General features: G+C 65.9%; 27 protein-coding genes. 16 read left to right on the top strand and 11 right to left on the bottom strand.

Annotation, left to right across the window (positions count from 1 at the left end; translation table 11 throughout):
- Positions 1-53 precede the first annotated feature (53 nt).
- Entirely contained in the window at positions 54-488 is a 435-nt protein-coding gene (locus P0Y59_03460) for a hypothetical protein (protein ID WEK02481.1), read from the top strand.
- Between the two features lie 7 nt (positions 489-495).
- Here the strand turns inward: P0Y59_03460 and P0Y59_03455 are convergent, their stop codons facing one another.
- Both P0Y59_03455 and P0Y59_03450 read right to left on the bottom strand, forming a co-directional pair.
- Entirely contained in the window at positions 496-1,245 is a 750-nt protein-coding gene (locus P0Y59_03455; protein ID WEK00766.1) for a BTAD domain-containing putative transcriptional regulator, read from the bottom strand.
- Positions 1,242-2,573: an MFS transporter gene (locus P0Y59_03450; protein WEK00765.1), complete on the bottom strand. Its 1,332-nt coding sequence runs from the start codon at positions 2,571-2,573 to the stop codon at positions 1,242-1,244. The genes P0Y59_03455 and P0Y59_03450 overlap by 4 nt, the downstream gene beginning before the upstream one ends.
- Before the next feature lie 64 nt (positions 2,574-2,637).
- On the opposite strand from P0Y59_03450, the gene P0Y59_03445 reads away from it, so the two are divergent.
- Positions 2,638-3,777 (top strand): aromatic ring-hydroxylating dioxygenase subunit alpha, encoded by a 1,140-nt coding sequence (locus P0Y59_03445; protein WEK00764.1) that lies wholly within the window; start codon positions 2,638-2,640, stop codon positions 3,775-3,777.
- A gap of 51 nt (positions 3,778-3,828) precedes the next feature.
- Here P0Y59_03445 and P0Y59_03440 read toward each other — a convergent pair whose 3' ends face one another.
- Positions 3,829-4,260: a response regulator gene (locus P0Y59_03440; protein ID WEK00763.1), complete on the bottom strand. Its 432-nt coding sequence runs from the start codon at positions 4,258-4,260 to the stop codon at positions 3,829-3,831.
- Positions 4,261-4,404: 144 nt separating this feature from the next.
- On the opposite strand from P0Y59_03440, the gene P0Y59_03435 reads away from it, so the two are divergent.
- Together P0Y59_03435 and rsmD are read left to right on the top strand one after the other, a co-directional pair.
- Positions 4,405-5,745, top strand: a complete 1,341-nt coding sequence (locus tag P0Y59_03435) for a pseudouridine synthase (protein WEK00762.1) — start codon at positions 4,405-4,407, stop codon at positions 5,743-5,745.
- Positions 5,746-5,748: 3 nt separating this feature from the next.
- Entirely contained in the window at positions 5,749-6,288 is a 540-nt protein-coding gene (gene rsmD, locus P0Y59_03430; GenBank protein ID WEK00761.1) for a 16S rRNA (guanine(966)-N(2))-methyltransferase RsmD, read from the top strand.
- 349 nt (positions 6,289-6,637) lie between these two features.
- Here rsmD and P0Y59_03425 read toward each other — a convergent pair whose 3' ends face one another.
- A complete protein-coding gene (locus P0Y59_03425; protein WEK00760.1) occupies positions 6,638-7,900 on the bottom strand; it encodes an MFS transporter in 1,263 nt (420 codons plus the stop codon).
- A 195-nt stretch (positions 7,901-8,095) separates the two neighbouring features.
- Positions 8,096-9,745 (bottom strand): inorganic phosphate transporter, encoded by a 1,650-nt coding sequence (locus tag P0Y59_03420; protein ID WEK00759.1) that lies wholly within the window; start codon positions 9,743-9,745, stop codon positions 8,096-8,098.
- 198 nt (positions 9,746-9,943) lie between these two features.
- Here P0Y59_03420 and P0Y59_03415 point away from each other — a divergent pair, with 198 nt between their 5' ends.
- The 6 genes from P0Y59_03415 to P0Y59_03390 all read left to right on the top strand — a co-directional run bounded on the left by P0Y59_03415 (position 9,944) and on the right by P0Y59_03390 (position 15,632).
- On the top strand, positions 9,944-12,259 hold the full coding sequence (locus tag P0Y59_03415) for a UvrD-helicase domain-containing protein (GenBank protein ID WEK00758.1): 2,316 nt from the start codon (positions 9,944-9,946) through the stop codon (positions 12,257-12,259).
- A complete protein-coding gene (locus tag P0Y59_03410; protein WEK00757.1) occupies positions 12,256-12,738 on the top strand; it encodes a hypothetical protein in 483 nt (160 codons plus the stop codon). The genes P0Y59_03415 and P0Y59_03410 overlap by 4 nt, the downstream gene beginning before the upstream one ends.
- A 151-nt stretch (positions 12,739-12,889) precedes the next feature.
- Entirely contained in the window at positions 12,890-13,339 is a 450-nt protein-coding gene (locus tag P0Y59_03405; protein ID WEK00756.1) for a hypothetical protein, read from the top strand.
- Between the two features lie 84 nt (positions 13,340-13,423).
- Positions 13,424-14,113 carry a YafY family protein gene (locus P0Y59_03400; GenBank protein ID WEK00755.1) on the top strand — a complete coding sequence of 230 codons (690 nt, stop codon included), beginning with the start codon at positions 13,424-13,426 and terminating at the stop codon, positions 14,111-14,113.
- 98 nt (positions 14,114-14,211) lie between these two features.
- A complete protein-coding gene (locus P0Y59_03395; GenBank protein ID WEK00754.1) occupies positions 14,212-14,583 on the top strand; it encodes a VOC family protein in 372 nt (123 codons plus the stop codon).
- A gap of 155 nt (positions 14,584-14,738) precedes the next feature.
- Positions 14,739-15,632 carry a DUF6454 family protein gene (locus P0Y59_03390; protein WEK00753.1) on the top strand — a complete coding sequence of 298 codons (894 nt, stop codon included), beginning with the start codon at positions 14,739-14,741 and terminating at the stop codon, positions 15,630-15,632.
- 24 nt (positions 15,633-15,656) lie between these two features.
- Here P0Y59_03390 and P0Y59_03385 read toward each other — a convergent pair whose 3' ends face one another.
- Both P0Y59_03385 and P0Y59_03380 read right to left on the bottom strand, forming a co-directional pair.
- On the bottom strand, positions 15,657-16,037 hold the full coding sequence (locus P0Y59_03385; GenBank protein WEK00752.1) for a response regulator: 381 nt from the start codon (positions 16,035-16,037) through the stop codon (positions 15,657-15,659).
- An 89-nt stretch (positions 16,038-16,126) separates the two neighbouring features.
- Complete coding sequence (locus tag P0Y59_03380) at positions 16,127-16,399, bottom strand: hypothetical protein (GenBank protein ID WEK00751.1); 273 nt, start codon at positions 16,397-16,399, stop codon at positions 16,127-16,129.
- 165 nt (positions 16,400-16,564) lie between these two features.
- Between P0Y59_03380 and P0Y59_03375 the strand changes: the two genes are divergently transcribed.
- Entirely contained in the window at positions 16,565-17,380 is an 816-nt protein-coding gene (locus P0Y59_03375; GenBank protein ID WEK00750.1) for an APH(3')-I family aminoglycoside O-phosphotransferase, read from the top strand.
- A 27-nt stretch (positions 17,381-17,407) separates the two neighbouring features.
- On the opposite strand, the gene P0Y59_03370 is transcribed toward P0Y59_03375, so the two are convergent.
- Both P0Y59_03370 and P0Y59_03365 read right to left on the bottom strand, forming a co-directional pair.
- Positions 17,408-18,046 carry a GNAT family N-acetyltransferase gene (locus P0Y59_03370; protein WEK00749.1) on the bottom strand — a complete coding sequence of 213 codons (639 nt, stop codon included), beginning with the start codon at positions 18,044-18,046 and terminating at the stop codon, positions 17,408-17,410.
- A gap of 32 nt (positions 18,047-18,078) precedes the next feature.
- Positions 18,079-18,582 carry an Lrp/AsnC family transcriptional regulator gene (locus P0Y59_03365; GenBank protein WEK00748.1) on the bottom strand — a complete coding sequence of 168 codons (504 nt, stop codon included), beginning with the start codon at positions 18,580-18,582 and terminating at the stop codon, positions 18,079-18,081.
- A gap of 94 nt (positions 18,583-18,676) precedes the next feature.
- On the opposite strand from P0Y59_03365, the gene P0Y59_03360 reads away from it, so the two are divergent.
- The 4 genes from P0Y59_03360 to msrA all read left to right on the top strand — a co-directional run bounded on the left by P0Y59_03360 (position 18,677) and on the right by msrA (position 21,070).
- Positions 18,677-19,618 (top strand): pyridoxal-phosphate dependent enzyme, encoded by a 942-nt coding sequence (locus P0Y59_03360; GenBank protein WEK00747.1) that lies wholly within the window; start codon positions 18,677-18,679, stop codon positions 19,616-19,618.
- Positions 19,619-19,644: 26 nt separating this feature from the next.
- The gene (locus P0Y59_03355; protein WEK00746.1) at positions 19,645-20,004 is read left to right on the top strand and encodes a VOC family protein; all 360 of its coding nucleotides are present in this window, start codon (positions 19,645-19,647) and stop codon (positions 20,002-20,004) included.
- Positions 20,005-20,117: 113 nt separating this feature from the next.
- Positions 20,118-20,567 carry a peptide-methionine (R)-S-oxide reductase MsrB gene (gene msrB, locus P0Y59_03350; GenBank protein ID WEK00745.1) on the top strand — a complete coding sequence of 150 codons (450 nt, stop codon included), beginning with the start codon at positions 20,118-20,120 and terminating at the stop codon, positions 20,565-20,567.
- On the top strand, positions 20,564-21,070 hold the full coding sequence (gene msrA / locus P0Y59_03345; protein ID WEK00744.1) for a peptide-methionine (S)-S-oxide reductase MsrA: 507 nt from the start codon (positions 20,564-20,566) through the stop codon (positions 21,068-21,070). Before msrB ends, msrA begins: the two co-directional genes overlap by 4 nt.
- Before the next feature lie 41 nt (positions 21,071-21,111).
- Here the strand turns inward: msrA and P0Y59_03340 are convergent, their stop codons facing one another.
- Positions 21,112-21,423 (bottom strand): hypothetical protein, encoded by a 312-nt coding sequence (locus P0Y59_03340; protein WEK00743.1) that lies wholly within the window; start codon positions 21,421-21,423, stop codon positions 21,112-21,114.
- Positions 21,424-21,772: 349 nt separating this feature from the next.
- Here P0Y59_03340 and P0Y59_03335 point away from each other — a divergent pair, with 349 nt between their 5' ends.
- Positions 21,773-21,928, top strand: coding sequence for a hypothetical protein (locus P0Y59_03335; GenBank protein WEK00742.1), 156 nt, complete (start codon positions 21,773-21,775; stop codon positions 21,926-21,928).
- A 19-nt stretch (positions 21,929-21,947) separates the two neighbouring features.
- Here P0Y59_03335 and P0Y59_03330 read toward each other — a convergent pair whose 3' ends face one another.
- Positions 21,948-22,454: a DUF2867 domain-containing protein gene (locus P0Y59_03330; GenBank protein WEK00741.1), complete on the bottom strand. Its 507-nt coding sequence runs from the start codon at positions 22,452-22,454 to the stop codon at positions 21,948-21,950.
- Positions 22,455-22,586 lie beyond the last annotated feature (132 nt).

The raw sequence follows: 22,586 nt of genomic DNA, 5'->3' as shown, positions 1-22,586 counted from the left end.
CTTGCAATAACCTAAAAGCGACCCTGCACTTCCAGCAGACGGAGTCGCGTATCATGACGGTCACCCCAGCCCCCGCCCCCGCGCAGATGTTGCCGCATACCATGCCGCTTTGCCCCAACGGGCGGCTGGCGCTGTTCGCGATCCGGCGGATCGGCGCGCACGGCCTGGCAGACGCTCATGCGGCGCATGCCATGCTCAACGGCTTCGGAGAGGGGTTTCGCCGTCCGCTCATCCTGATGCGTGCGCTGATGGCCGATCTCGCGACCAGTGCGAACGGACATATCTCGATCGCGCCCTGCTGCTGCATGCGCATGACCGCGGCGGAAAGCGCAGTGTTGACCGTGCTCGCCCGCGCCGAGACCGCTCCGGAGATAGCCCGATTGCTGCTCGCCGACCTGCTCGGCATCCGCCGCATCGACGGCGTTCTCGCCAGCGCTACCGCCCTTGCCGCCGCCTTTGTCGATGCGGGGCGCCCGATCTCCGTATGAGCTCAGTTCAACGTGCGGCGCGCAACTCGCCCAGCCGGTCGATCGCCCAGCGATACATGTCGGCCTCTGCCGCACGCTGCTGCCGGTCGAGCCGCTTCATCCGTGCCTCCACCTCCTCAAGCACGGTGCGCGCCTTCTTGTCCCACCCCTGGTCGAGCAGGAGCGCGGCATAGCGGCACCGCCCCTCCTCGCCGGGCAGGCGTGTGACGAGATCGGCGTAGAGCGCCATCGCCTCCTCCTTGCGCCCGAGCGCTTCCAGGATACGCGCGCGAAGCAGGCCCTGCCGGTCGCGATCGCTCTGGGCGCTCGCCGGATCGTTGCTGTCCAGCGTCGCCAGTGCCTCCGCCGCGTCGCCCGTCTCGAATAGCGCCCGCGCCAGCTTCTCGCCTGTCCGCATATCCGCTGGTCCGCGCTCGATTGCCTCGCGCAGCAGCGGCAGCGCCTGGCCATGGCGCCCGAGCCCGGTCAGCGCGTCGGCCAGCCTGATGCGGTTGGCGGCGGTATCGGCCAGATCCAGCGCGTCGCGCGCGGCCCGCACCTCCCGCTCCGGATCGATCGCCGCGACCGCTTTCGCCCGCGCGGTGCGCACATGCCGGTTACCGCGCAGCCGCGGATAGACCTCGATCACCAGATAGGCGATCGTGCTGGGCCCCGGCAGGAACATCAGCGCCATGATCCACAACTGGTTGCGCCCGTTGCGGATCACATCGATGACCAGCATCACCTGGATCGCCAGGATCGCGAGATAGAGGATCATAGGACAGGTCGCTCCGGCTCCTCGCCCCCGCCGGCGCTGCCGATCGATCGGTCGACCAGGCCCGTCCGGATCATCCACCAGAACAGGAAGACGCCAGGCAGCGCGATCACCGTGGTGAGCAGATAAAAGTTCACATAACCGAAGGTCTCGATCAGCCCGCCAGCCGTGGTGCCGGTCACGAACCGCCCGACGATGCTCGCCGCGGCGGAGATCAGCGCATATTGCGCTGCGGTGAAACGCAGGTCGGTCAGAGCCGAGAAATAGGCGACCACAGCGACGCCGCCGAAGCCGCTCGAGAAATTCTCGAAGCCGATCGCGCCCGCCATGCCGATGTTCGAATGCCCGGCCTGGGCGAGCGCCGCGAAGCTCAGGTTCGACACCGCCATCAGCACCAATGCCAGCAGCACCGATCGCTTCATCCCCATTTTGGCGTAGAGTACGCCGCCGACGAAGATGCCGATCAGATAGGCCCAGAATCCGATGCCCACGTCGTAGAACGCGATCTCGTCATTGGTGAATTTGAGATCGTCGAACAGCAGGCGGAAGGTGAGGTTCGCCAGTGTGTCGCCGACCTTGTGGATCAGGATGAATGCCAGCACGATCTCGGCGCCCTCGCGCGTGAAGAATTGCGCGAACGGACCCCAGATCGAGGCGAGCATCGCGCCGAGACCGCGCCGCACGGCGACCTGCTGATGGCGCGCCGGCTCGCCGACGATCAGCCCCGCCAGCATCGCCGGCAGCGCGAGCATGGCGCAGGCGAGATAGGCCCATTCCCAGCCGCCCCGCGCCGCGATCACCAGCGCCAGCGCGCCGGCACCCGCCGACCCGATGCGCCAGCCATATTGCGACATGCCCGAGCCGACGCCGAGCTGGCGCGGTTCGAGGATCTCGATTCGATAGGCGTCGATCACGATATCGAAGGTCGCGCCGGCCGCGCCGACCAGGATCGCGGCGATCGCCGCCGCCATGATATCCGCCTTGGGATCGATCAGCGCGAGATTGGCGACCGCCGCTATCACCAGCACGCCTGCGAAGATCAGCCAGGACACACGCTGCCCCAATCGGCCGATGACCGGCAGCTTCACCCCGTCGACCGCCCAGGCCCATATCCATTTGAGGTTGTAGACGAGAAAGGCCAGGCTGAACGCCGTCACCGTCTTCTTGTCGATCCCGTCCTGGGCGAGCCGAGTCGTCAGCGTGGCGCCGATCATCGCATAAGGAAAGCCGGACGAGATGCCGAGCGCGAGTGCCGCCAGCGGCGCTTTCTCGAAATAGGGCCGGACGCTGTCCATCCAGCCTTCCGGCCGCTCGATTTCCAGTTCGCTCATCGCACTCTTGCTCCCCGGCCTTATCCGGCAGACACTAGCGTCTAAAATCGGGAGAGGAAGCGAGATGAACGCCCCCGCCAAGATTGCAGTGCCCACGCCCGGCCAGCTCGCGCTCGCCGCGCAGCTCGCGGCCGGCGGCACGCGGCCGACCATGGGCATCACCCATGTCGACGCCGCGGCCTATACCGCGCCAGAACGCCATGCGGCCGAACAGGCCCGGATCTTCTCGCGCGTCCCGCTGGTCATCGCCCCGTCCGCACTGCTGCCGCAGAACAACATGGCCGTCCCGCATGACGGCTTCGGCAAGCCACTGCTCATTGCCCGCGACAAGGAAGGAAAGGCCCAGGTCTTCCTCAATGTCTGCCAGCATCGCGGCACCCGCCTAGTCGAGGGCAGCGAGCCGGTCTGCGCGCCGCGCCTGATCTGCCCCTATCACGCCTGGAGCTACACGCTCGACGGCGCGCTGGCGGGCCTTCCCCGTCCGGATAGCTTCCCCGGCCTCGACAAGAGCGGCTTCGGCCTGAAGCGCCTGCCGACCCGCGAGGCCGGCGGCCTGATCTGGTTCGCGTTCGACGACAGCGCCGACTTCGCCGAAGCCGAGGCGCTCGGCCATGATTTCGACGCGTTCGACATGGCCGGCCAGCATCTCTTCCGCAGGCGGACTCATGACGTGCCGGCGAACTGGAAACTGATCATGGACGCCTTCCTCGAAAGCTATCACGTCCAGCGGCTCCACGCGCAGACGATCGGCCCGTTCTTCAAGGACGGCGTCTCCACCGGCGACCATATCGGGCCGCACCAGCGCTCCGCCGTGGGTCGCGAGGCTGCGCTCGCCGCCTGCTCGGCCGAGGATTGGCCGACGCTGCGCTCGGCGATCACCTATACCTATCAGATGTTCCCCGGCACGGTGCTGATCGTCAGCCCGGACTATATGAACCTGATGGTGCTGATGCCGCAGTCCGAGGGCCGCGTGCTGGTGGAGGATTTCATGCTGATCCCCGAGGCGCCGACGACCGAAAAGGCGCTGGCCCATTGGGAGAAGAGCTGGAACCTTCTCGATGGCGGCGTCTTCGCGTCCGAGGACTTCCGGGCCGCTGCGCTCGGCCAGGAAGGGCTTGCCTCGGGCGCCATCGAGCGAGTCACGCTCGGCACGCTTGAAACCGGCATCCGCGCTTTTCACGACCAGGTCGAAGCCCGCCTCTGATTCCCGTGTTCCTCCCGATGCTCCTGTAGCGCGGAGCGAGGACGGCTTGAATCAAGCTGCCTTGTCGAACAGGCTGAACCCGTCCGGCAGACGCCTGGGCTTCTTGCCTACGATCACTGCCTCGATTGCATCGATCGCCGCCAGCAGGTCGCGCTGGGCATAGGGTTTGGACAGGCATCCGGCCGCGACGTCGCGCGCGCCTTCCGGGCAGGCACCGGTCACGAACAGCACTGGAATGCCCGCACCATGCGCCGCATGCGCCACGTCGAAACCGCTGCCATCGGCCAGGCTGATGTCGACCAGCACGAGGTCGAGCTCCCTTTCGGTACGAATCACCTCGAGCGCGGTGGCGACACGGTCGACGGTCGCGACGATCTCGAATTCAGCCTCGCGCAGGAAATGTTCCGTATCGAACGCGACCAGCGGCTCGTCCTCGACGATCAGCAACCTGCAAATCTGCCGTTTCTTCCTGCCGAACAGCATGGTCCGGTACCCGCCTTTGTTACTGGGCCGCGGGAAGCATCTTCCCCCGGCCTTGTTACGCATCCGTCCCTTAACGCGCGGCTACGAGATAGGCCGCAACATTTTTTTCATGTCGTCGCGAAGAAAAGGGGTATCAGCGCGCCTGTGTCCATTTTCAGAGAATCCAGGGAGCAGCAGCGGATCGCCAAGCTGCTCGCCCGCGCGGGCGTCGCATCGCGCCGCGAAGTCGAACGCATGATCGCCGAAGGGCGCGTCGCGCTCAACGGCACCGTCATCGATACGCCAGCCACCATCCTCACCTCGCTCCACGGCGTGACGGTCGACGGCAATCCGGTCCAGGCGGCAGCCCCGGCGCGGCTGTTCCTCTATCACAAGCCCAACGGCCTGCTCGTCACCGAACGCGATCCCGGCGGGCGCCCGACCATCTACGACAGGCTGCCGAAGGACCTGCCCCGTCTCGTCCCCGTCGGCCGGCTCGACCTCAACACCGAGGGGCTGCTGCTCCTCACCACCGACGGCGAGCTGAAGCGCCAGCTCGAACTGCCCGCGACCGGTGTCGAGCGCGCCTATCGCGCCCGCGCCTATGGCATGGTGACCCAGGCGCAGCTCGAGGAGCTGATCCACGGCGTCGAGATCGAAGGCGTGCGCTATGGATCGATCAACGCCAATCTCGAACGCCGCACCGGCGCGAACGTCTGGATCGAGATGATCCTGACCGAGGGCAAGAACCGCGAGGTCCGCCGGGTCCTCGAATATCTCGGCCTGCGCGTCTCCCGCCTGATCCGCACCCGCTACGGCCCGTTCGTGCTGGGCGACCTGCCGGTGGGCGAGGTCGGCGAAGTGCGCCAGGTCGACGTCATCGCCTTCCGCAAGAACCCGACCAAGAACATCACCCCCGAATACACGCCACCCGAACTGAAGCGCCGGGCGCCGGCGCCCGCCCCGGTCGCCGACGACCGCCCGAAACAGCCCCGCGGCGTCGCGCCGCAACGTCGGGCCGCCCCGCCGCGCCATGAGGAGCGGCCCGCCGCCGCCCGCGATGCGCGGGTGGCGCAGGACACCCCGAAACGTGCCGTCCGCCCGGCGGCGCGCATCACCCGCGAAGACGCGGCGAAGGCCGATCGCGCCGCCTTCGACATCCGCCCGACCCGCCGCGTGCCACGCGACGGCGACAAGGCATCGACCTGGTCCCCGCGCGACAGCCGCCCGGCGGAGGAACGCGCCGCCCGCCCAGCCCCCGCGGGCGTGAAACCCAAGCGTTTCTACGACGCGAAGCCAAAGGCAGGCGGCAAGGCCGCCCCTCAGGCCGAGAGCCGCCCGGCCCGAGTCTTCAACCCGGAGCTCGGCCGCAACGTCCGCGCCAAGACCCCGCGTCCCCCGCGTGAGGATGCTCCCTCCGACGCCCGCCCGGCCAAGCCGGCCGGCAAGCCCCGTTCCAAAACCGGTTGGGCGAAACCCAAGCCCAAGCCCCGCACCCGGAAATAAATCATGCGCATCATCGCCGGCCAATGGCGCGGCCGCCCCATCATCGCCCCGAAGGGCGACGCCACCCGGCCCACCGCCGACCGCACGCGCGAGGCGCTGTTCTCCATGCTGACCAGCCGCCTCGGCAGCTTCGAGGGGCTGGCCGTCGCCGACCTCTTCGCCGGCTCGGGCGCGCTCGGGCTCGAGGCGCTGTCGCGCGGCGCCGGATCGTGCATCTTCGTCGAGCAGGACCGGGCAGCAATCGACGCGCTGAAGGCCAATATCGCGAAACTCGGCACGAAAGCCGATATCCGCGCCCAATCCGTGCTGGCGCTCCCCCCGGCGACGCAGCCGCTCGACCTGATCCTGATGGACCCGCCCTATGGCACCGGCGCGGGCATGGTCGCGCTCGACCGTCTCAACCGGCTCGGCTGGGTGAGCGACGCGACCTGGATCAGCATCGAGACAGCCAAGACCGAGGCGGTCGCGGTCGACGGGTTCGAGACCGATGCCGAACGCACGCACGGCAAGATGAAGATCACCCTGCTGCGCCGGATCGCCTGATATCAGGCCACGCGGTGCGGGCCTCAGGCCGAATTGGTGTTGGAAGCGGACGGGGCCATCGCAAGTCATCGCTGATTTTCGCGACCCATTGACGAGGGAGGCGGATTCAGGCGTTTCTTGACAGCTGCGCGCTGCCCAGCGACGGAAGCTTCGGCTGTTCAGGACAGTGCCGCTCGTCATAGTGGCCAATATTCGGATCCCTCCAACACCAATTCAGCCGTTCGACTTGCCGAATTTCGCGAGGGGTATCGGTATTTCTTCCGACGATACTTGAGACCCCTCGCCTCATACGCCTGCGAGGGTCTAGGCGCCGACGGAGCAAGGTTGAATCGTCGCGGCGATGGCGCGGTCAGCGCCTCGTGCGCAGCAACGCCAGCCCGCCAAAGCTCAGCAATCCCGCCACGAGCAGGTATCCGCCGACCAGGTCGAGCCCGCCCTTTTCCGCCAGCCAGGACGCGACGATCGGCGCCATCGCCCCGCCCAGGATTCCCCCGATGTTGAAGGTCATCGACACGCCGGTGTAGCGCACCTCGGCCGGGAACAGCTCCGGCAGCCAGCCGCCGAGCGGGCCATAGGCGAAGCCCATCACGAACAGGGCGAAGGCAAGCCACAGGAAGACGACCGCCAGCGACACGGCGCCAAGCATCGGCCCCATCAGCAGCCCGGCCACCGCGCAACCGGCAAAGCCCCAGCGCAGCATCGGCATCGCCCCGCGCCTGTCCGCCAGCACGCTCGCCACAACCACGCCCAGCGCGAGGAACAGGATGGCGGCCAGCTCGATCGCGAGAAAGGCCTGCCGCCCATGGCCGAGCACGGTGGTGCCGTACCCAAGCGCGAAGGCGGTCGCGAGATAGAAGAGCGCGAAGCACGCCACCACGCCGAAGATGCCGGCCATGGTCGGGCGGAGATGATCGCGGAACAACACGACGAGGGGCACCTTGGGCAGTTTCTCCTGCGCCGCCGCCTCGAGAAAGGCCGGCGTCTCGGTCAACTTCAACCGAACCCACAGGCCGAGCGCAACCAGCACCGCGCTCGCCAGGAAAGGCAGCCGCCAACCCCACTCGCGGAACTGCGCATCAGTCAGCGTGGCGCCGAGGAGCAGGAAGAACCCGTTCGCCGCGATGAACCCGACGGGCGCGCCAAGCGGCGGGAACATGCCGTAGCGATTGCGCCAGCCCGGCGGCGCATTCTCCACCGCCAGCAATGCGGCCCCGCCCCATTCGCCGCCCAGCCCGAGCCCCTGGCCAAAGCGGAGGAGGCACAGGATCAGCGGGGCGACCCAGCCGATCTGCGCATAGGTCGGCAGGAAGGCGATGGCGACGGTCGACCCGCCCATCAGCATCAGCGAGGCGACCAGCGTCGACTTGCGCCCGATCCTGTCGCCGAAATGCCCGAAGATCGCCGCGCCCACCGGCCGCGCGATGAAGGCAAGCCCGAAACTGGCATAGGACAGCAGCAATTGCGCCGCCTTGTCCTCAGCCGGAAAGAACAGCGGCCCGAACACCAAGGCGGCGGCGGTCGCGTAAATGTAGAAATCGTAGAACTCGACCGAGGTACCGATCAGGCTGGCGAGCAGGACGCGCTTGTGCGCCGTCATGGGGACGGGATTCATGCCCGCTGGTTCGCGCGCGGGCGGATCGCGGTCAAGCGCTGAGTCCCTTCACTCCCTTTCCCGTCGGGAAATGAGCATTGGGTCGGACTGAGGGGACACTCGCTATTGTTCCGAACCTCCCCCTCACCCTTCCGTCGCTTCGCTCCTCCTTCCCTCTCCCACAAGGGGAGAGGGAGATTTTGGAGGGAAATCCGATCAGCGCGCGCCGAAAGCGTCGAGCAGGGTCAGCAACAGCCAGTAGAGCCCGCCGGACAGCGCCATCGCGACCGGCAGGGTCATCACCCAGGCAAGCGCCATGCTGCCCACCGTCTTCGCCCGAAGCCCGGCGCCGTTCGCGACCGAGGCGCCGGCGACGCCGCTGGTGAGGATATGAGTGGTCGACACCGGCAGGCCGTAATTCTGCGCCAGCAGGATCGTACCAGCCGCCATCAGCTCGGCCGATGCGCCCATGCCATAGGTCAGGTGAGTCTTGCCGATCCGCTCGCCGACCGTAACGACGATCCTTTTCCAGCCGACCATCGTGCCAAGCCCAAGCGCCAGCGCGACGGTAATCTTCACCCAGAGCGGGATATAGCGCGTGCCGCGTTCCAGATTGGCCTGATAGTCGCCGATCGCCTTGAGCTCGGGTTCGGAGAACGCCTTGGCAGCGGCCGCATCCTTGGTCACCAGGCGCGTGGTGTCGAGCACCAGATACATGTCGTTGCGCAGATTCGGCGTCGCGGTTGCCGGCACCTTCTCAAGCGAGCCATAGCCGCCGATCCGCTGGCTCACATCGCGCGAGAGCGTGTCGACCGCGCCATAGACGGCCGGGCTGGCCGCCTGCTTGGTCTGCAACGCGACGGTCAGCGTCGCGCGGGCCGCCTCGACACCGCTGCCCGCGCCGCCGCTCTTCGCGGCAAAGGCGCTGGCGGCATTGGTGGCGCTAGCGATAAAGGCCGGCGTCGCGCTTTCGGGCATCGTCCGGTTGAGCGCATAGGCGGTCGGGGCGCAGCCGATCAGGATCAGCATGATGAGGCCCATGCCCTTCTGCCCGTCATTCCCGCCATGAGCGAAGGAGACGGCGGTGCAGGTCGCGATCAGCAGCGCGCGGATGCCCCGCGGCGGTGGCGTGTTGGCTTCCGGTTCAGTGTAGAGCTTGGGATTGCGCAGCACGAGCTTCATCGCGAACAGCAGCAGCAACGCGCCGATGAACCCGATCATCGGGCTGAACAGCAGCGCCGACAGGACCTTTTCCGCCTGACCCCAGTCGACGCCCGAGGTGCCGCCCTTGCCCGACGACAGGAGTTGGTTGGCGAAACCGACGCCGAGGATCGACCCGATCAGCGCGTGGCTGGAGGAATTGGGCAGGCCGACATACCAGGTACCGAGGTTCCACAGCACCGCCGCGAGCAGCAGCGCGAAGATCATCGCGAAGCCGGCATTGCTGCCGACATGAAGGATCAGGTCGACCGGCAACAGGGTGATGATCGAATAGGCAACCGCCCCGCTGGAGAACATCACGCCGAGGAAATTGAAGAAGCCCGACCACACCACCGCGACCGAGGCAGGCATGGAATTGGTGTAGATCACCGTCGCGACCGCATTGGCGGTGTCGTGGAATCCGTTCACGAACTCGAAGCCGAGCGCGATCAGCAGCGCGAGCCCGAGGAACAGGAAGACCCCCGTCGCCATCTGCTCGCCGACCTGAGCGGTATCAGTGAAGATGCTGATCCCGGCATAGGCAAGCCCCCCCACCAGCGCGGCGAGGAACAGCCAGCGGCCAGCAGGATGAATCGCCTGGTCGAGCCTGGGCCCGCCGGACGGTCGCTCCACCGATTCGGAGAGCGTGGAGAATGTCGTTGCCATGGTGAACCGCTTTGCGCGCTTATGTGACAGGTTGATGACTGCTGCCCGCCCTATAACCCTGCTTCAGCTCGCGGCCTACCCACAAAGATAGTTGTCGCCCGGTATCGAAAGCCCGTCCTCCCACCTTCTCCGCCTGGCAATGCCGCCTGACGGAAAGCGTGGTTGCCCAAATCGGCCGCGTTCCCTACCTGTTCACCGATGAGTCTCCCCGTACCCCAGAGTCCGCCAAGCCCACAGGACCCGCCCTATCTTTCGGGCCTCAACGCGCCGCAGCGCGAGGCAGTGCTCACCACCGAGGGACCCGTGCTTGTCCTGGCCGGCGCCGGCACGGGCAAGACAGCCGCGCTCACCGCGCGCCTTGCGCATCTGCTGTTCACGCGGAAAGCCTGGCCATCGGAGATCCTGTCGGTCACCTTCACCAACAAGGCAGCGCGCGAGATGCGCGAGCGCGTCGGTCGCCTGGTCGGCGACGTGGTGGAGGGCATGCCCTGGCTCGGCACCTTCCACGCGATCGGCGCGAAGATGCTGCGGCGCCATGCCGAGCTGGTCGGGCTTCAGAGCAACTTCACCATCCTCGACACCGACGACCAGCTCCGCCTGCTGAAACAGATCATCCTCGCCGCCGATATCGACGAGAAACGCTGGCCAGCACGCCAGCTTGCCGGGGTGATCGACGGCTGGAAGAACAAGGGTCTGACCCCGTCCGACATCGATGCGGGGGAGAGCGAACTCTACGCCAATGGCCGCGGCGGGGAGATGTACGCCGCCTATCAGGCCCGGCTGCGCGCGCTCAACGCCTGCGATTTCGGCGACCTGCTGCTCCACATGCTGACCATATTGAAGCGCGACCGCGAGGTGCTGGCGATGTACCAGCAGCGCTTCAAATATATCATGGTGGACGAGTATCAGGACACCAACAGCGTCCAGTATCTCTGGCTCCGGCTGCTCGCGCAGGAGCGCAAGAACCTCTGCTGCGTCGGCGACGACGACCAGTCGATCTATAGCTGGCGCGGCGCCAAGGTGGAGAACATCCTGAAGTTCGAGAAGGACTTTCCCGGTGCGAAGGTGATCCGGCTCGAACAGAATTACCGCTCCACCCCGCACATCCTGGCCGCCGCCTCGGGCGTGATCGCCAACAATAGCGGCCGGCTCGGCAAGACATTGTGGACCGACGAGAGCGAGGGCGAGAAGGTCAAGGTCCTCGGCGTGTGGGACGGCCCGGAGGAGGCCCGCCGGGTCGGCGACGAGATCGAGGCGTGCCAGCGAAGCGGCAAGTCGATCGATGAAATCGCCATCCTTGTCCGTGCCCAGCACCAGACCCGCGAGTTCGAGGACCGCTTCATCGCGATCGGCATGCCCTATCGCATCGTCGGGGGTTTCCGCTTCTACGAACGTGCCGAGATCCGCGATGCGCTCGCCTATCTGCGCGTCGTCGCGCAGCCGGCCGACGACCTTGCGTTCGAGCGCATCGTCAACGTGCCCAAGCGCGGCCTTGGCGACAAGGCAGTGCAGAAGGTCCACCAGCTCGCCCGCGCGGAGGGCATCCCGCTCACCATCGCCGCCGCGCGAATCCTCGACACTGACGAGCTGACCTCGGCCGCGCGCCGCACGCTCGGCAACCTCGTCGGCGACATGGCGCGCTGGCGCGACATGGCGAACGACCTGCCCCATCCCGAACTGGCCCGCCAGATCCTGGACGAGAGCGGCTATACCGGCATGTGGCAGGCCGAGAAATCGGCCGAGGCAGCCGGCCGCCTAGAGAACCTGACCGAACTCGTCCGTGCGATGGAAGAATATGAAAGCCTCGGCGCGTTCCTGGAACATGTCAGCCTGGTGATGGATAACGAGGCGCAGGCGGGCGAGGCCAAGGTGACGATCATGACGATCCACGCCGCCAAGGGCCTCGAATACGATACCGTCTTCCTGGTCGGCTGGGAGGAAGGCCTGTTCCCCTCGCAGCGCTCGCTCGACGAAGGCGGCATCGCCTCGCTGGAGGAGGAACGCCGCCTAGCCTATGTCGCGATCACCCGCGCCCGGCGCCGCGCGATCATCCTCCACGCCGCCAACCGCCGGATCTACGGCCAGTGGACGTCGAGCATCCCGAGCCGCTTCGTGAACGAACTGCCCGATGCCCATATCGAGCAGGAGAATTCGATGAGCGGCGGCGAGAGCCTGTGGCGCGCCAACTGGTCCGAACGGGCCGATCCGTTCGCTGATGTGGGGCGCGGCACGGGACGAGGCCCGGGCTGGCAGCGCGCGGCGGGAGTGATGCCGAATGGCGGGACGTTCACCAGCCGGACCTTTACGCGGGAGCCGTCGCGAGTAGTGGAGTCGCGGGCCAGCGCGGTGAGCATCGGCAACAAGGGGCGCGATGACCTGAGCGTGGGGATGCGGGTGTTCCACCAGAAATTCGGCTATGGCGAGATCGTCGAGATCGAGGGGAACAAGCTGGAGATCGACTTCGAGACCGCCGGGCGAAAGCGGGTTATGGATAGTTTTGTGAGCTTGGGATGAAACCACTCGAATTTTACCCAAGCCGCAAATCGATCCGTGAAGCGTGGCAACTCGGCGGCTTCTTCGCCCTTTCAGCAATAGGGTTCGGAGCAGTCGCCGCCACGGCCTTTTTCCAGAGCCCTGGTCGGTTCGATGATACCTTGGTCCTCATCGGCATGAGCCTTGTCTCGGCTCCCTTTGCTTTCGGCCTGCTGCGATCCGCCCGTCGGATGTCGAATGGCCGGCGCGATCACGACCCCCAACTCCTTGTCGATCGCACCGGAGTGGTCGCCTTTGAGACTTTCTTTTGGCGCCGCTGGCGCCTCGAATGGAAGGAGATCGGCGCGATCGAAGCGGTGGAGGACAAAAAGGACGGAATAGTAATCGTCATATTGGACGCTCGCGGCCGTGCCCGTCCCACCATGGAATTTCGATCCGACGAGTCTGGTCGTGTCGATGTTATAAACGCCCATTTCACTGAATTTTCCCGCCGACGGTAGCGATCGTGACTGGAATTGAAACAATGGTGACGGTGCACTTTTAACGAACGAGAACTATATAGAAGAGGAGCCCTGGGGTGCCCCTTTTCGCCGTTGGCACAGGCTGTTTTTGCGCGCTTTACCGCACCTCCCTCCCATTCTATTTTTCCGAATGCGCTGGAAGAACACCCCAGAAGACGACGCAACCCTTGCGGCCCTCGGCCAGGCGCTCGGGTTAGTGATCATACCGGGTATGATCTTCGTTTTCTGCCTGATTTACCTCGTATCCCCACGATACTCCCCACCCCCGCAATCCTGGGCAAATGGCACCTACATAAACGCGTGTTGTGCGCCGCTCGTTCTGCGCGACGGGCTGATTTCGACAGGCTCAGACTCTGCGCGATATACCGTCGCCGACGGCAAACGCGGTGCATACATCCGGATAGATCGCGGCGTTGGAGTAAGTCGTGGCCATGTCATCTTTAGGGGGTCCTTCGTCTACGTCCCCTTCAACAAAAACAGTGAGGCCATGCCGGCGATACATGAAGCGTACGCCCTGCATCTGCTGGGCCTCGACGACGACATGAATGATTATGTTTTTGCAAAACCTAAAACGCAGTGACGGTACCGATCTGATTTGACCCTGCCTGCTGCCAAAGTATGGCAGGATGCAATACCTTCAGCCACGATCGGGTAACCAGCCCCCTTGTCTCGCGCGCAACGCCTTCTCGACCTTATCCAGGTGCTGCGCCGGCATCGCCGGGCAGTCGCGGGCGCGGTGCTGGCCGACGAGCTCGGCATATCGTTGCGCACCCTGTACCGCGACATCGAGGCCCTGAAGGCGCAGGGCGCGCATATCGATGGCGAGGCGGGTGTCGGCTATGTGCTCCGCCCGGGCTTCATGCTGCCGCCGCTGATGTTCTCCGAGGAAGAAATCGAGGCGCTGGTGCTCGGCTCGCGCTGGGTTTCGGAGCGGGCGGACGGGCTTCTGGGCAAGGCGGCGCGCAACGTGCTTGCCAAGATCGGCGCAGTGCTTCCCGATGACCTCAAGGACAGCATCGATGCGTCGGGGCTGATGATCGGTCCGGGCGAGCCGATCGCCGCCGGAGACGCCGAGCTTGCCGCCATCCGCGAGGCGATCCGGTCGGAACGCAAGACGCGGATCGTCTATACGGACGAGCAGGCAAGCGCGACGGAGCGGACCATCTGGCCCTTTGCGCTGGCCTTCTTCGATCGCGTGCGGGTCGTCGCCGCATGGTGCGAATTGCGCGAAGGCTATCGCCATTTCAGGACCGACCGGATCACCGCGCTCGACGTGACGCCCGGGCGGTATCCGCGCCGCCGTGCCACGCTGTTGAAGGAGTGGCGGACGCTCCGCGGCATTCCGGAGCAATGACGTTTCGGGCGACGACTGCTGACATAAACTGACAGCATGATTGCGTAAGCGTTTCCCACCGGCACGCGACCCCGCCCGCCGGCTCAAGGAGACCTTTCATGCCTGATTTCAGCTTCCTGCTGCTGCACGTCAAGAACCATGCGGCCAGTGCCAAATTTTACAATGAGCTGCTGGACATCCCGATCCTCGACCAGACATCCGGCTTCGCCATGTTGCCGTTGCGCGATGGAGTCATGCTTGGCCTGTGGTCCGGCGAGACGATCGAACCGAAGAGCTCGGGCCAGACGGGCGCGAGCGAGATCGCCTTCACGGTTGCCGACGCCGGTGCCGTCGAGGCAACGCACGACGACTGGAAATGGCGCGGGCTGAGCATCATCCAGGCCCCGACGAAGATGAGCTTCGGCACCACCTTCGTCGCGCTCGATCCCGATGGTCATCGACTGCGCGTGTTTGCCCCTGCCGCTGCATGACGTGCGATCCTCGATCGCAGTGATCCTGGCCGGGCCTTTGCGGCCCGGCCAACAGGGCGCTACCCCTCGCCCCCCATTCACATCACCGTCGCATACCGACGCTACCGGGCGCGCATCCGCTGCTGATGCACCGCAAGCCCCGGAGGCGACCCGACATGACCCGCAAGAAGATCCGGACCGCCCTGACCGCCGTCTCCCTGCTGTTGCTGAGCCTGACCGCGGCGGCGGCGCAGGAGGAGAGCAGCGAGGCGATCCAGAACGCCCGGCTCGTGGACATCCTCCCCCTCGATGGCGAGGTGTTTCATGTCCAGGGGGTCGATCTCGACAGCCGGCGCATCTGGGTCACCTCGGCCGATCTCGCCGGGCGCAGAGGCTATCTCCATGAATTCGACCGGCATAGCGGCAGATTGCTGCGGCGCCTGGAGCTGACGGACGGGCCGCGATATCATCCGGGCGGTATATCGCTCGACGGCGGATCGATCTGGGTGGCCGTGGCTGAAATGACACCGGACAGCTCGGCCACACTGGTGGAGATCGATACGGACTCGTTGCGGATACGCCGCAGGATATCTGTCGCAGACCATCTGGGATGCGTGGCGGTTTCGGGCCGCACGCTCATCGCGGGCAATTGGGACAGCCGGTTGCTACGCATCTTCGACCTGGCGAGCGGGAAGCAGGTCCGGGTCGTGCCCAATCCGTTCCCCACGCGCTATCAGGACATGAAGATCGTCGGCCGCCAGCTTGTCGCGGGCGGACTGGTGACCCCGTTCAGCGGGACGATCGACTGGATCGACTTGCCGTCGATGACGCTCGCGCGGACGGCCCGCACCGGCGTCACCGACCGCGCCAGGCCTTATACGGGCGAGGCCATGGCGCTGAAGGGCCGCGACCTGTTCCTTGTCCCGGAAGACGGGCCGAGCCGGCTGTTCCATTTCAGGCTCAGGGATGAGGACGTGCAGGACGGATCGACAGTCAGGCTGTCCGCGATTGACGCAGCCGAGGGTGTTCGCGCTGAGGCACGGAGCACGCGGAGATTGTATCAGGCCTGATAGATGGTTGGGCAGAGCCAGCCCCTATGCCGCCCCGATCCGCTGAAGCTTGGCCAGCAGCGTCTGCTGGTCGAACGGCTTGGTGACATATTCGTCGGCGCCGGCGCCGATGCCCCGGTAGATGTCGGTGGTCTCCGACTTGGAGGTGCAGAACACCACTTTCGGGGTCGCCCCGCCCTCGATCCGGCGGAGCGCGGTGACGAACTCGACACCGCTCATCACCGGCATTTCCCAGTCGAGCAGGATCAGGTCGGGCATCTCCGCCTTGCAGCGGGCAAGCGCCTCCTCGCCATTCTCGGCCTCGATCACCTGGTAGCCGAGGCCGGAGATGATGCGGTGGGCGACCTTGCGGATCACCCGCGAATCCTCGACCAGCAGGCAGCGCCGCGGGCGCGGCGGCGCCACTGGCTCGGGCACCATCGCCACGGGCGGCGGGGCTTCATCGGGGAGCGGCGCGGACCGGCCGATCGCCCCCGGGCCACGCAGGCGCTTGATCAGACCGTGAATGGCTGCGGCTCCCGCTGGCTGAGGACCTGGCTCGTCGCGGCGACCGCCGCCTGGTCGGCCTCGGTCATCCGGACATGGATATAGGGCACCCAGATCTCGCCGAACTCGGCCTTCTGGTACCACACGTCTATCACATCATAGGAGGCCCAGAAGCCGTCCGGCTGGCGCAGCCGCAGGCCCTCGCCGATCCGCGGGACGGCAGCGAAGCGCAGCCCGACCTGAGTCTGGTGCGTCTCGTTCTGGACTTCGATCTCGATCAAGGACAGCAGCCTCCAGTACGCCGGGAGACCCTAGCCCGTAATCCTTGCCGAAAAGCGAATGGAACTCCCGCAATCTTCTCCCCGGATCGTGACCGCCCCTTGCCCTGTACCGGCGGCGATTTTACCGGGACCGACATCGACCCAGTGATTCGAGAGCCAGGCCCCATGACAACCGCCCCGCGCGAGACCGCCATTCAGCCGATCGCCCTCCCCGCCACTCTTGCGCCGCTGGTGCAGGGCCATCGCTGGTCCCGGAACATTGTCGGCGAGTCAGGGGATGCCGTCTATCGCCTGCAGGCGCCCGGGGACGGCCCCGATCTCTACCTCAAGCACGCGCACGACCTCACCATCGCGGACGTGACTGACGAGATGGCGCGCCTGCGCTGGCTCGCCTCGCATATCGCGGTGCCCGCCATCCGCTGCTTTATCACCACGCCCGAGGAGGCGTGGCTGCTGATGACTGCCCTGCCCGGCCAGACAGCCTATGAGCTGCTCGAAAGCCGGCCCGACGACCAGGTCGCCATCGTCGATTCGATCGCGCATTTCCTGCGCCGGCTGCATGCCATCCCGGTGGAAAGCTGCCCGTTCAACAGCGACCATCGCTTCCGGCTCGGCGAGGCGCGCTGGCGGCTGGACGCCGGGCTCATCGATGTCGACGACTTCGACGAGGAGCGCGAAGGCTGGACCGCCGAGCAGGTATGGGACGAGATGAGCGCCCTGCTGCCCTTCGCGCCCGATCCGGTCGTGACTCATGGCGACATCTCGCTCGACAATATCCTCATCGCCGACAATGGCGATGCCGGATGCATCGATGCCGGACGCGCCGGAATCGCCGATCGCTATCAGGATCTCGCGATCGTCTGGCACGGCCTCGCCGAATTCGGGCGACCGTTGCAGGAGCGGTTCTTCGCGACCTATGGAATCGACCAGCCCGACGAGCGGAAGATCAGCTTCCACCTCATGCTCGACGAGTTCTTCTGACATCTGAGCGGGCGCCGGAAAGCCGGATCAGCCGGCCATGATCGAGGCGGTGGAATAGGGCGAAAGCGTTTGCCACCCGAGGGTGGAATAGAGCGCCCGGCCCTCCTCGGTGGCAACGAGCAACTGGGGTGCATCCGGGTTTTGCCGCGCGCGGGAAAGAGCTGCCATCACGACATGGCCCAGGCCTTTCCGGCGATGATCCGGCGCGGTGATGATACGATCGTAGATGAACGCCTGGGGCGTCTCCGCTGCGTAGCCGCTCGCCGCCAGATCGCCACCGGCTGATATAACCCGGATTTCGATCACCGCATCGCGACGGGAGACCTGTGCGGTATAGCCCGCGGGCAAGGGCCGTTCGGGCCATCCCGCCGTGGCCGTCATGAAATAGGTCGGGGGATGGAGTTGCCAGCCGTGCGGCAGCGAAGCCAGCAAGGCCTCGCCGGGCCCGCATAATTTCAGCAGGTACAGGGGCTCATCTATCGTTCTGCCGAGTTCGACGAGACCGGCCCCGACCTGCGGAAACACCCACCGCCTGATCTCCTCGGCGGCGTCGGTGTCGACGCGGAACCCGCCATGCTCGGGCACCGGCGCCGGCAGGCCCCGCGCAATGGAACGCGCCGCCAGCCAGGCGTGCAGCATCATCGGATCAACGGACAGGGTGCTCATGAGGGTCCTTCAGCATGGGCGGCCGCTCGCGATCAAGGATCGTGCCGGGCGCGCGGCTCATCGTCCATATTGACCGGAATCGCGAGGCTGCGCTTGCCGACGCCGAGCGCGACATTGGTGGTGAAGCGGCGCACATTGGGGTTCTCCGCGACCAGCCGGCTCATCAGCGCGTCATAGGCCTCGATATCGGGCGAAGCGACGACCAGGATGAAATCCGCCGTGCCGGTGACGAAGAATATCTCCTGGATGCAATCTTCCGCCGCCATCCATTGCCGCAATCGCCCCACCAGTTCCGGCCGCTCGCGCTCGATCTCAAGCGCGACGATGAAGAAGCTCGGCTTGCCCAGCTTCGCCGGATCGACCAGCATGACATTGGCCAGGATCACACCGTCCTGGCGCAGCCGCTTCAGCCGCCGAAGCACGGCCGACGCCGACAGGCCGACCCGGTCGGCCAGCACGTCAGCGGTGAGGTCGCCTTCGCGCTGTACGATCTGAAGCAGCTTGCGGTCGAATCGGTCGAGATCGGTGTTCGGCATGATCCGTCATCTATAGCGATCGTTCGCCGATTTCCGGCATTTCAGGCGGCATCTTCGCCGAATTTCCGCGTCGCCGCCCGATATCCTACCTGCCATGCGATACCCAACCCCCGCCCGAATCGCCGCCGCGCTCGATACGATCGACCCGGTCTTCCGCGACACCCCGATGCGCCGGTCCCCCGCGCTCGACCGCGCGGTCGGCGCGGAGGTCCAGTTCAAGGACGAGACCGCCAACCCGATCCGCTCCTTCAAGGGGCGCGGCGCCTGCGCCCTTGTCGCGGGGCTCGACCATAATGAGCATCTGGTGTGCGGATCTGCCGGCAATTTCGGCCAGGGCCTCGCCTGGGCGGCGCGGCGATGCGGCATTCCGGTCACCATCTTCGCCGCCGTCAACGCAGCCGCCTGCAAGGTTGCGGCGATGAACGCGCTCGGCGCCGACGTCCGGCTCGCCGGGCATGATTTCGACGCCGCGAAGGAACTCGCGGCCGCCCATGCGCGGCGCCTGTGCCAGATCTATGTGGAAGACGGCGCCGAGGCCGCCATCGCCGAGGGCGCCGGCACGATCGGGGTCGAACTGTCGCGCGATGCCGACTCGTTCGACCATATCCTGCTGCCGCTCGGCAACGGGGCACTGGTGTCGGGGGTCGGTGCCTGGCTGGCCAGTGCCGCCCCCGGAGTCAGGGTCGTCGCCGTGGCGGCAGCCGGGGCGCCGGCGATGGCGCAGGCGGTGCTGAACCAGCAGGAGGACAGGTCCCCGGTCGATACGATCGCGGACGGAATCGCGGTGCGCGTGCCGATCCCCTATGCCGTCTCCTGCATCCGCCCCGTCGTCGATGACGTCGTGCTGGTCGACGACGATGCCATCCGCGCCGCCATGGCGCTGATCGACGAACATCTCGATCTCACCGTCGAACCGGCCGGTGCGGCCGGCCTTGCCGCCCTGATCGCCCAGCCCGATCGCTGGCAAGGGCAGAAGGTCGTCGTCCCGCTCTGCGGCGGCAATGTCGACGGGCCAGCCTCCCCTTCCCGCTCTTGAGCCCCGCTCAGAAGGTAAAGACCATCATGATCGACCATCTCGAACTCAAAACCCGCGATCTCGCCGCCAGCATCTGCTTCTATGCTGACCTGCTCGCCCCGCTCGGCTATGCGCAAAAGGTCGACGGACCGGCCAAGGGCTTCGGCGACGGCGTGTCGCTCGATGTCTTCCTGGTCGAGGGCGAACCCTCGGCCAATGTTCACTTCGCCTTCCGCGCCCCGGATCGCGCCACGGTCGACCGGATCTACGCGCTTGGCCGCGACGCCGGCCACCGGCTCGACCGCGCCCCTGCCCTCGCCCCGCATATCCACCCGAATTATTATGCGGGCTATCTCCGCGATCCGGACGATCGCCTCGTCGAATTCGTCTGCCACGAGCCGGTGTGATGCCGTCAGAGCCCTCCTCGTTTCCCGTTTGAGAGGGTCGTCGGCCGGGCACAACTTCCCTGGTGGAAGAATCCGCGCCGCGATCCCATATTCCCCGCGAAGAGGAGATACGCATGACCGAGTATCGCAAGACGGCCGACGCTGTCGCCGCCCTGTCGCCGGAGGAATTCTACGTCACGCAGCAGAGCGGGACCGAGCGCCCCGGCACGGGCAAATACCTGAACAACAAGGAGCCGGGTATCTATGTCGATATCGTCTCCGGCGAACCGCTGTTCGCATCGTCCGACAAATATGAATCGGGCTGCGGCTGGCCCAGCTTCACCAAGCCGATCGAACCCGCCAATGTGAACGAACTGCGCGATGCGAGCCTTGGCATGGTTCGTACCGAGGTACGCTCAGCCAATGGCGACAGCCATCTCGGCCATGTGTTCGATGACGGACCGCGCGATCGCGGGGGCTTGCGCTACTGCATCAACTCTGCCTCGCTACGCTTCGTCCATCGCAACGACATGGCGACCCAGGGCTATGGCGCCTATCTGGGCCAGGTGGAGGAGGTCGCATGAGCCAGGAAACCGCGATCCTGGCCGGCGGCTGTTTCTGGGGTGTGCAGGATCTGGTCCGTCGCCAGCCCGGCGTGATCTCGACCCGCGTGGGCTATTCAGGCGGCGAGGTGCCCAACGCGACCTATCGCAATCATGGCAATCATGCCGAGGCGATCGAGATCGTCTTCGATCCCGACGTCACCAGCTTCCGCGCCCTGCTCGAATTCTTCTTCCAGATCCACGATCCGACGACGCGGAACCGCCAGGGCAACGATGTCGGCGCAAGCTATCGCTCAGCTACCTTCTACACGAGCGAGACGCAGAAGGCCGTTGCCGAGGATACCATCGCCGATGTCGATGCGTCCGGCCTTTGGCCAGGCAAGGTCGTCACCGAAGTGACTCCCGCAGGTGATTTCTGGGAAGCCGAGCCCGAACACCAGGATTATCTGGAGCGGATCCCGAACGGCTATACCTGCCACTTCGTGCGGCCGGGCTGGAAGCTGCCCCACCGCGCCGACGCGTAACCATCCCGCGGGGAGCCTCTCCCCGCGGTTTCAGCCTGCCCTTAGCGGCAACGGCGATGCGCGGTCATCGACCGGTCGATCGCTCGCCCGGCAAAGGCGCCGCCAACGCCACCGGCCACCGTACCGAGCAACCCGTGACCGAGGATCGACCGCCCGACCAGCGCTCCGCCGACCCCCCCGGCTACGAGACCGGTGGTGCCCTTCGAATAGCGGCAGCCATGGCGGCTATGATGGCTGTAGGTACCGTGCGTGTAGTGATGCCGCGTGCGCGCTTCGGCGGCACCCGCCGGAATCATCAGTGTCGCAGGGACGGCCAGCGAGAAAGCGCTGATAGCGAGGATTGCGTTGCGCATCGATATACTCCGCATGGACATGGCGATTCAGGTAGAACTGACGGACCGCCCGGAAAGTTGCGCAGCCAGACCGAAACGATCCGACGGTGCCGCGGCCAGAAAGGGCCTTCGGAATAGCGCCGTCAAACGATCCCTTCCCTGGACCAGAGTATCGTTCCGAGAATCGGCGTCGCCCCTGTTCCCATTCGTGCCGGGCAGGCGAAGCTCGATATGCCACCTCGACGGGCTCGACGGCTATTCGACGAGAACGGGGGTTCGGATTCGACGCCCGGCGCCCTATATGTTGGGAACGGAACCCTGCGCATCCCATCGTCGTTTCGACGGGCACAGCGTGAAGCATGGAGGCATCATGTCCACTATCAACGGCGAACAATGGGAGAAGGAGCTTCGCGCCCTTCTCGACCAGATTCAGGCGCATCCCTCGCGGGACTCAAGCCAGGAACGGCAACGCATCGCCGTCCTGAAGAACCTGGTGGCGACCCGAGGCAAGGCCGTTCCGGCCTGAACCGGCAAGGCACCCCGGTTCATCGCCATCCCCGTGCCGCCGCGCGGTCGAGATACGACTTGACGATCACCCGGTGGAACGGCGCGATCACGGTAAGATAGGCCCGCCCCAGCAGGTTGTGGCAATGCACCACCGTGATCGCGACAAGCTCACGCCCTTCGCCGGTAGCCGTATCGCGAAGCAGGATCGAGGTCCTGAAATCGAGGTGCCGGTCATTCTCGCCCACAACCAGTTCGCGTGCCGATCGTTCAACGACAGGGAAGAAGTCGATCGATTCTCCCCTCGCGTTACGCGCGATCGCCGCTGACGTCTTCACTCCCAGCGGCGCCATCAGCCCATCGCGGATGCGCATCAAGGCCCGTGTCCAGCCCGCCGGCCGCGCCAGCACCGCTCGCGTCAGCTGCTCGATATCTCCCGTGGCCGCCACCGGCAGCGCGATGGCATAGGCATCCAGCAGATCAGCGCCGGCGTAGCGTACCGCCAGCATACTGTCGGACGGCGCAGGCACTTCAATGGCTTTGATCATGGCACGGTTTATCACGGCCGCACCATCCCATCACCCCATGCGACCCGCCGGAGCGGCAAACCTGCTTGAACGACCTCGTCGACACAAGCTTGACCGCGCCCCGGGTCCGCGCGACCAATGCCGGCGCGACAC

Source organism: Candidatus Sphingomonas phytovorans (assembly GCA_029202385.1).
Classification (GTDB): domain Bacteria; phylum Pseudomonadota; class Alphaproteobacteria; order Sphingomonadales; family Sphingomonadaceae; genus Sphingomonas; species Sphingomonas phytovorans.
This window is presented reverse-complemented; position numbering and strand designations above follow the sequence as displayed.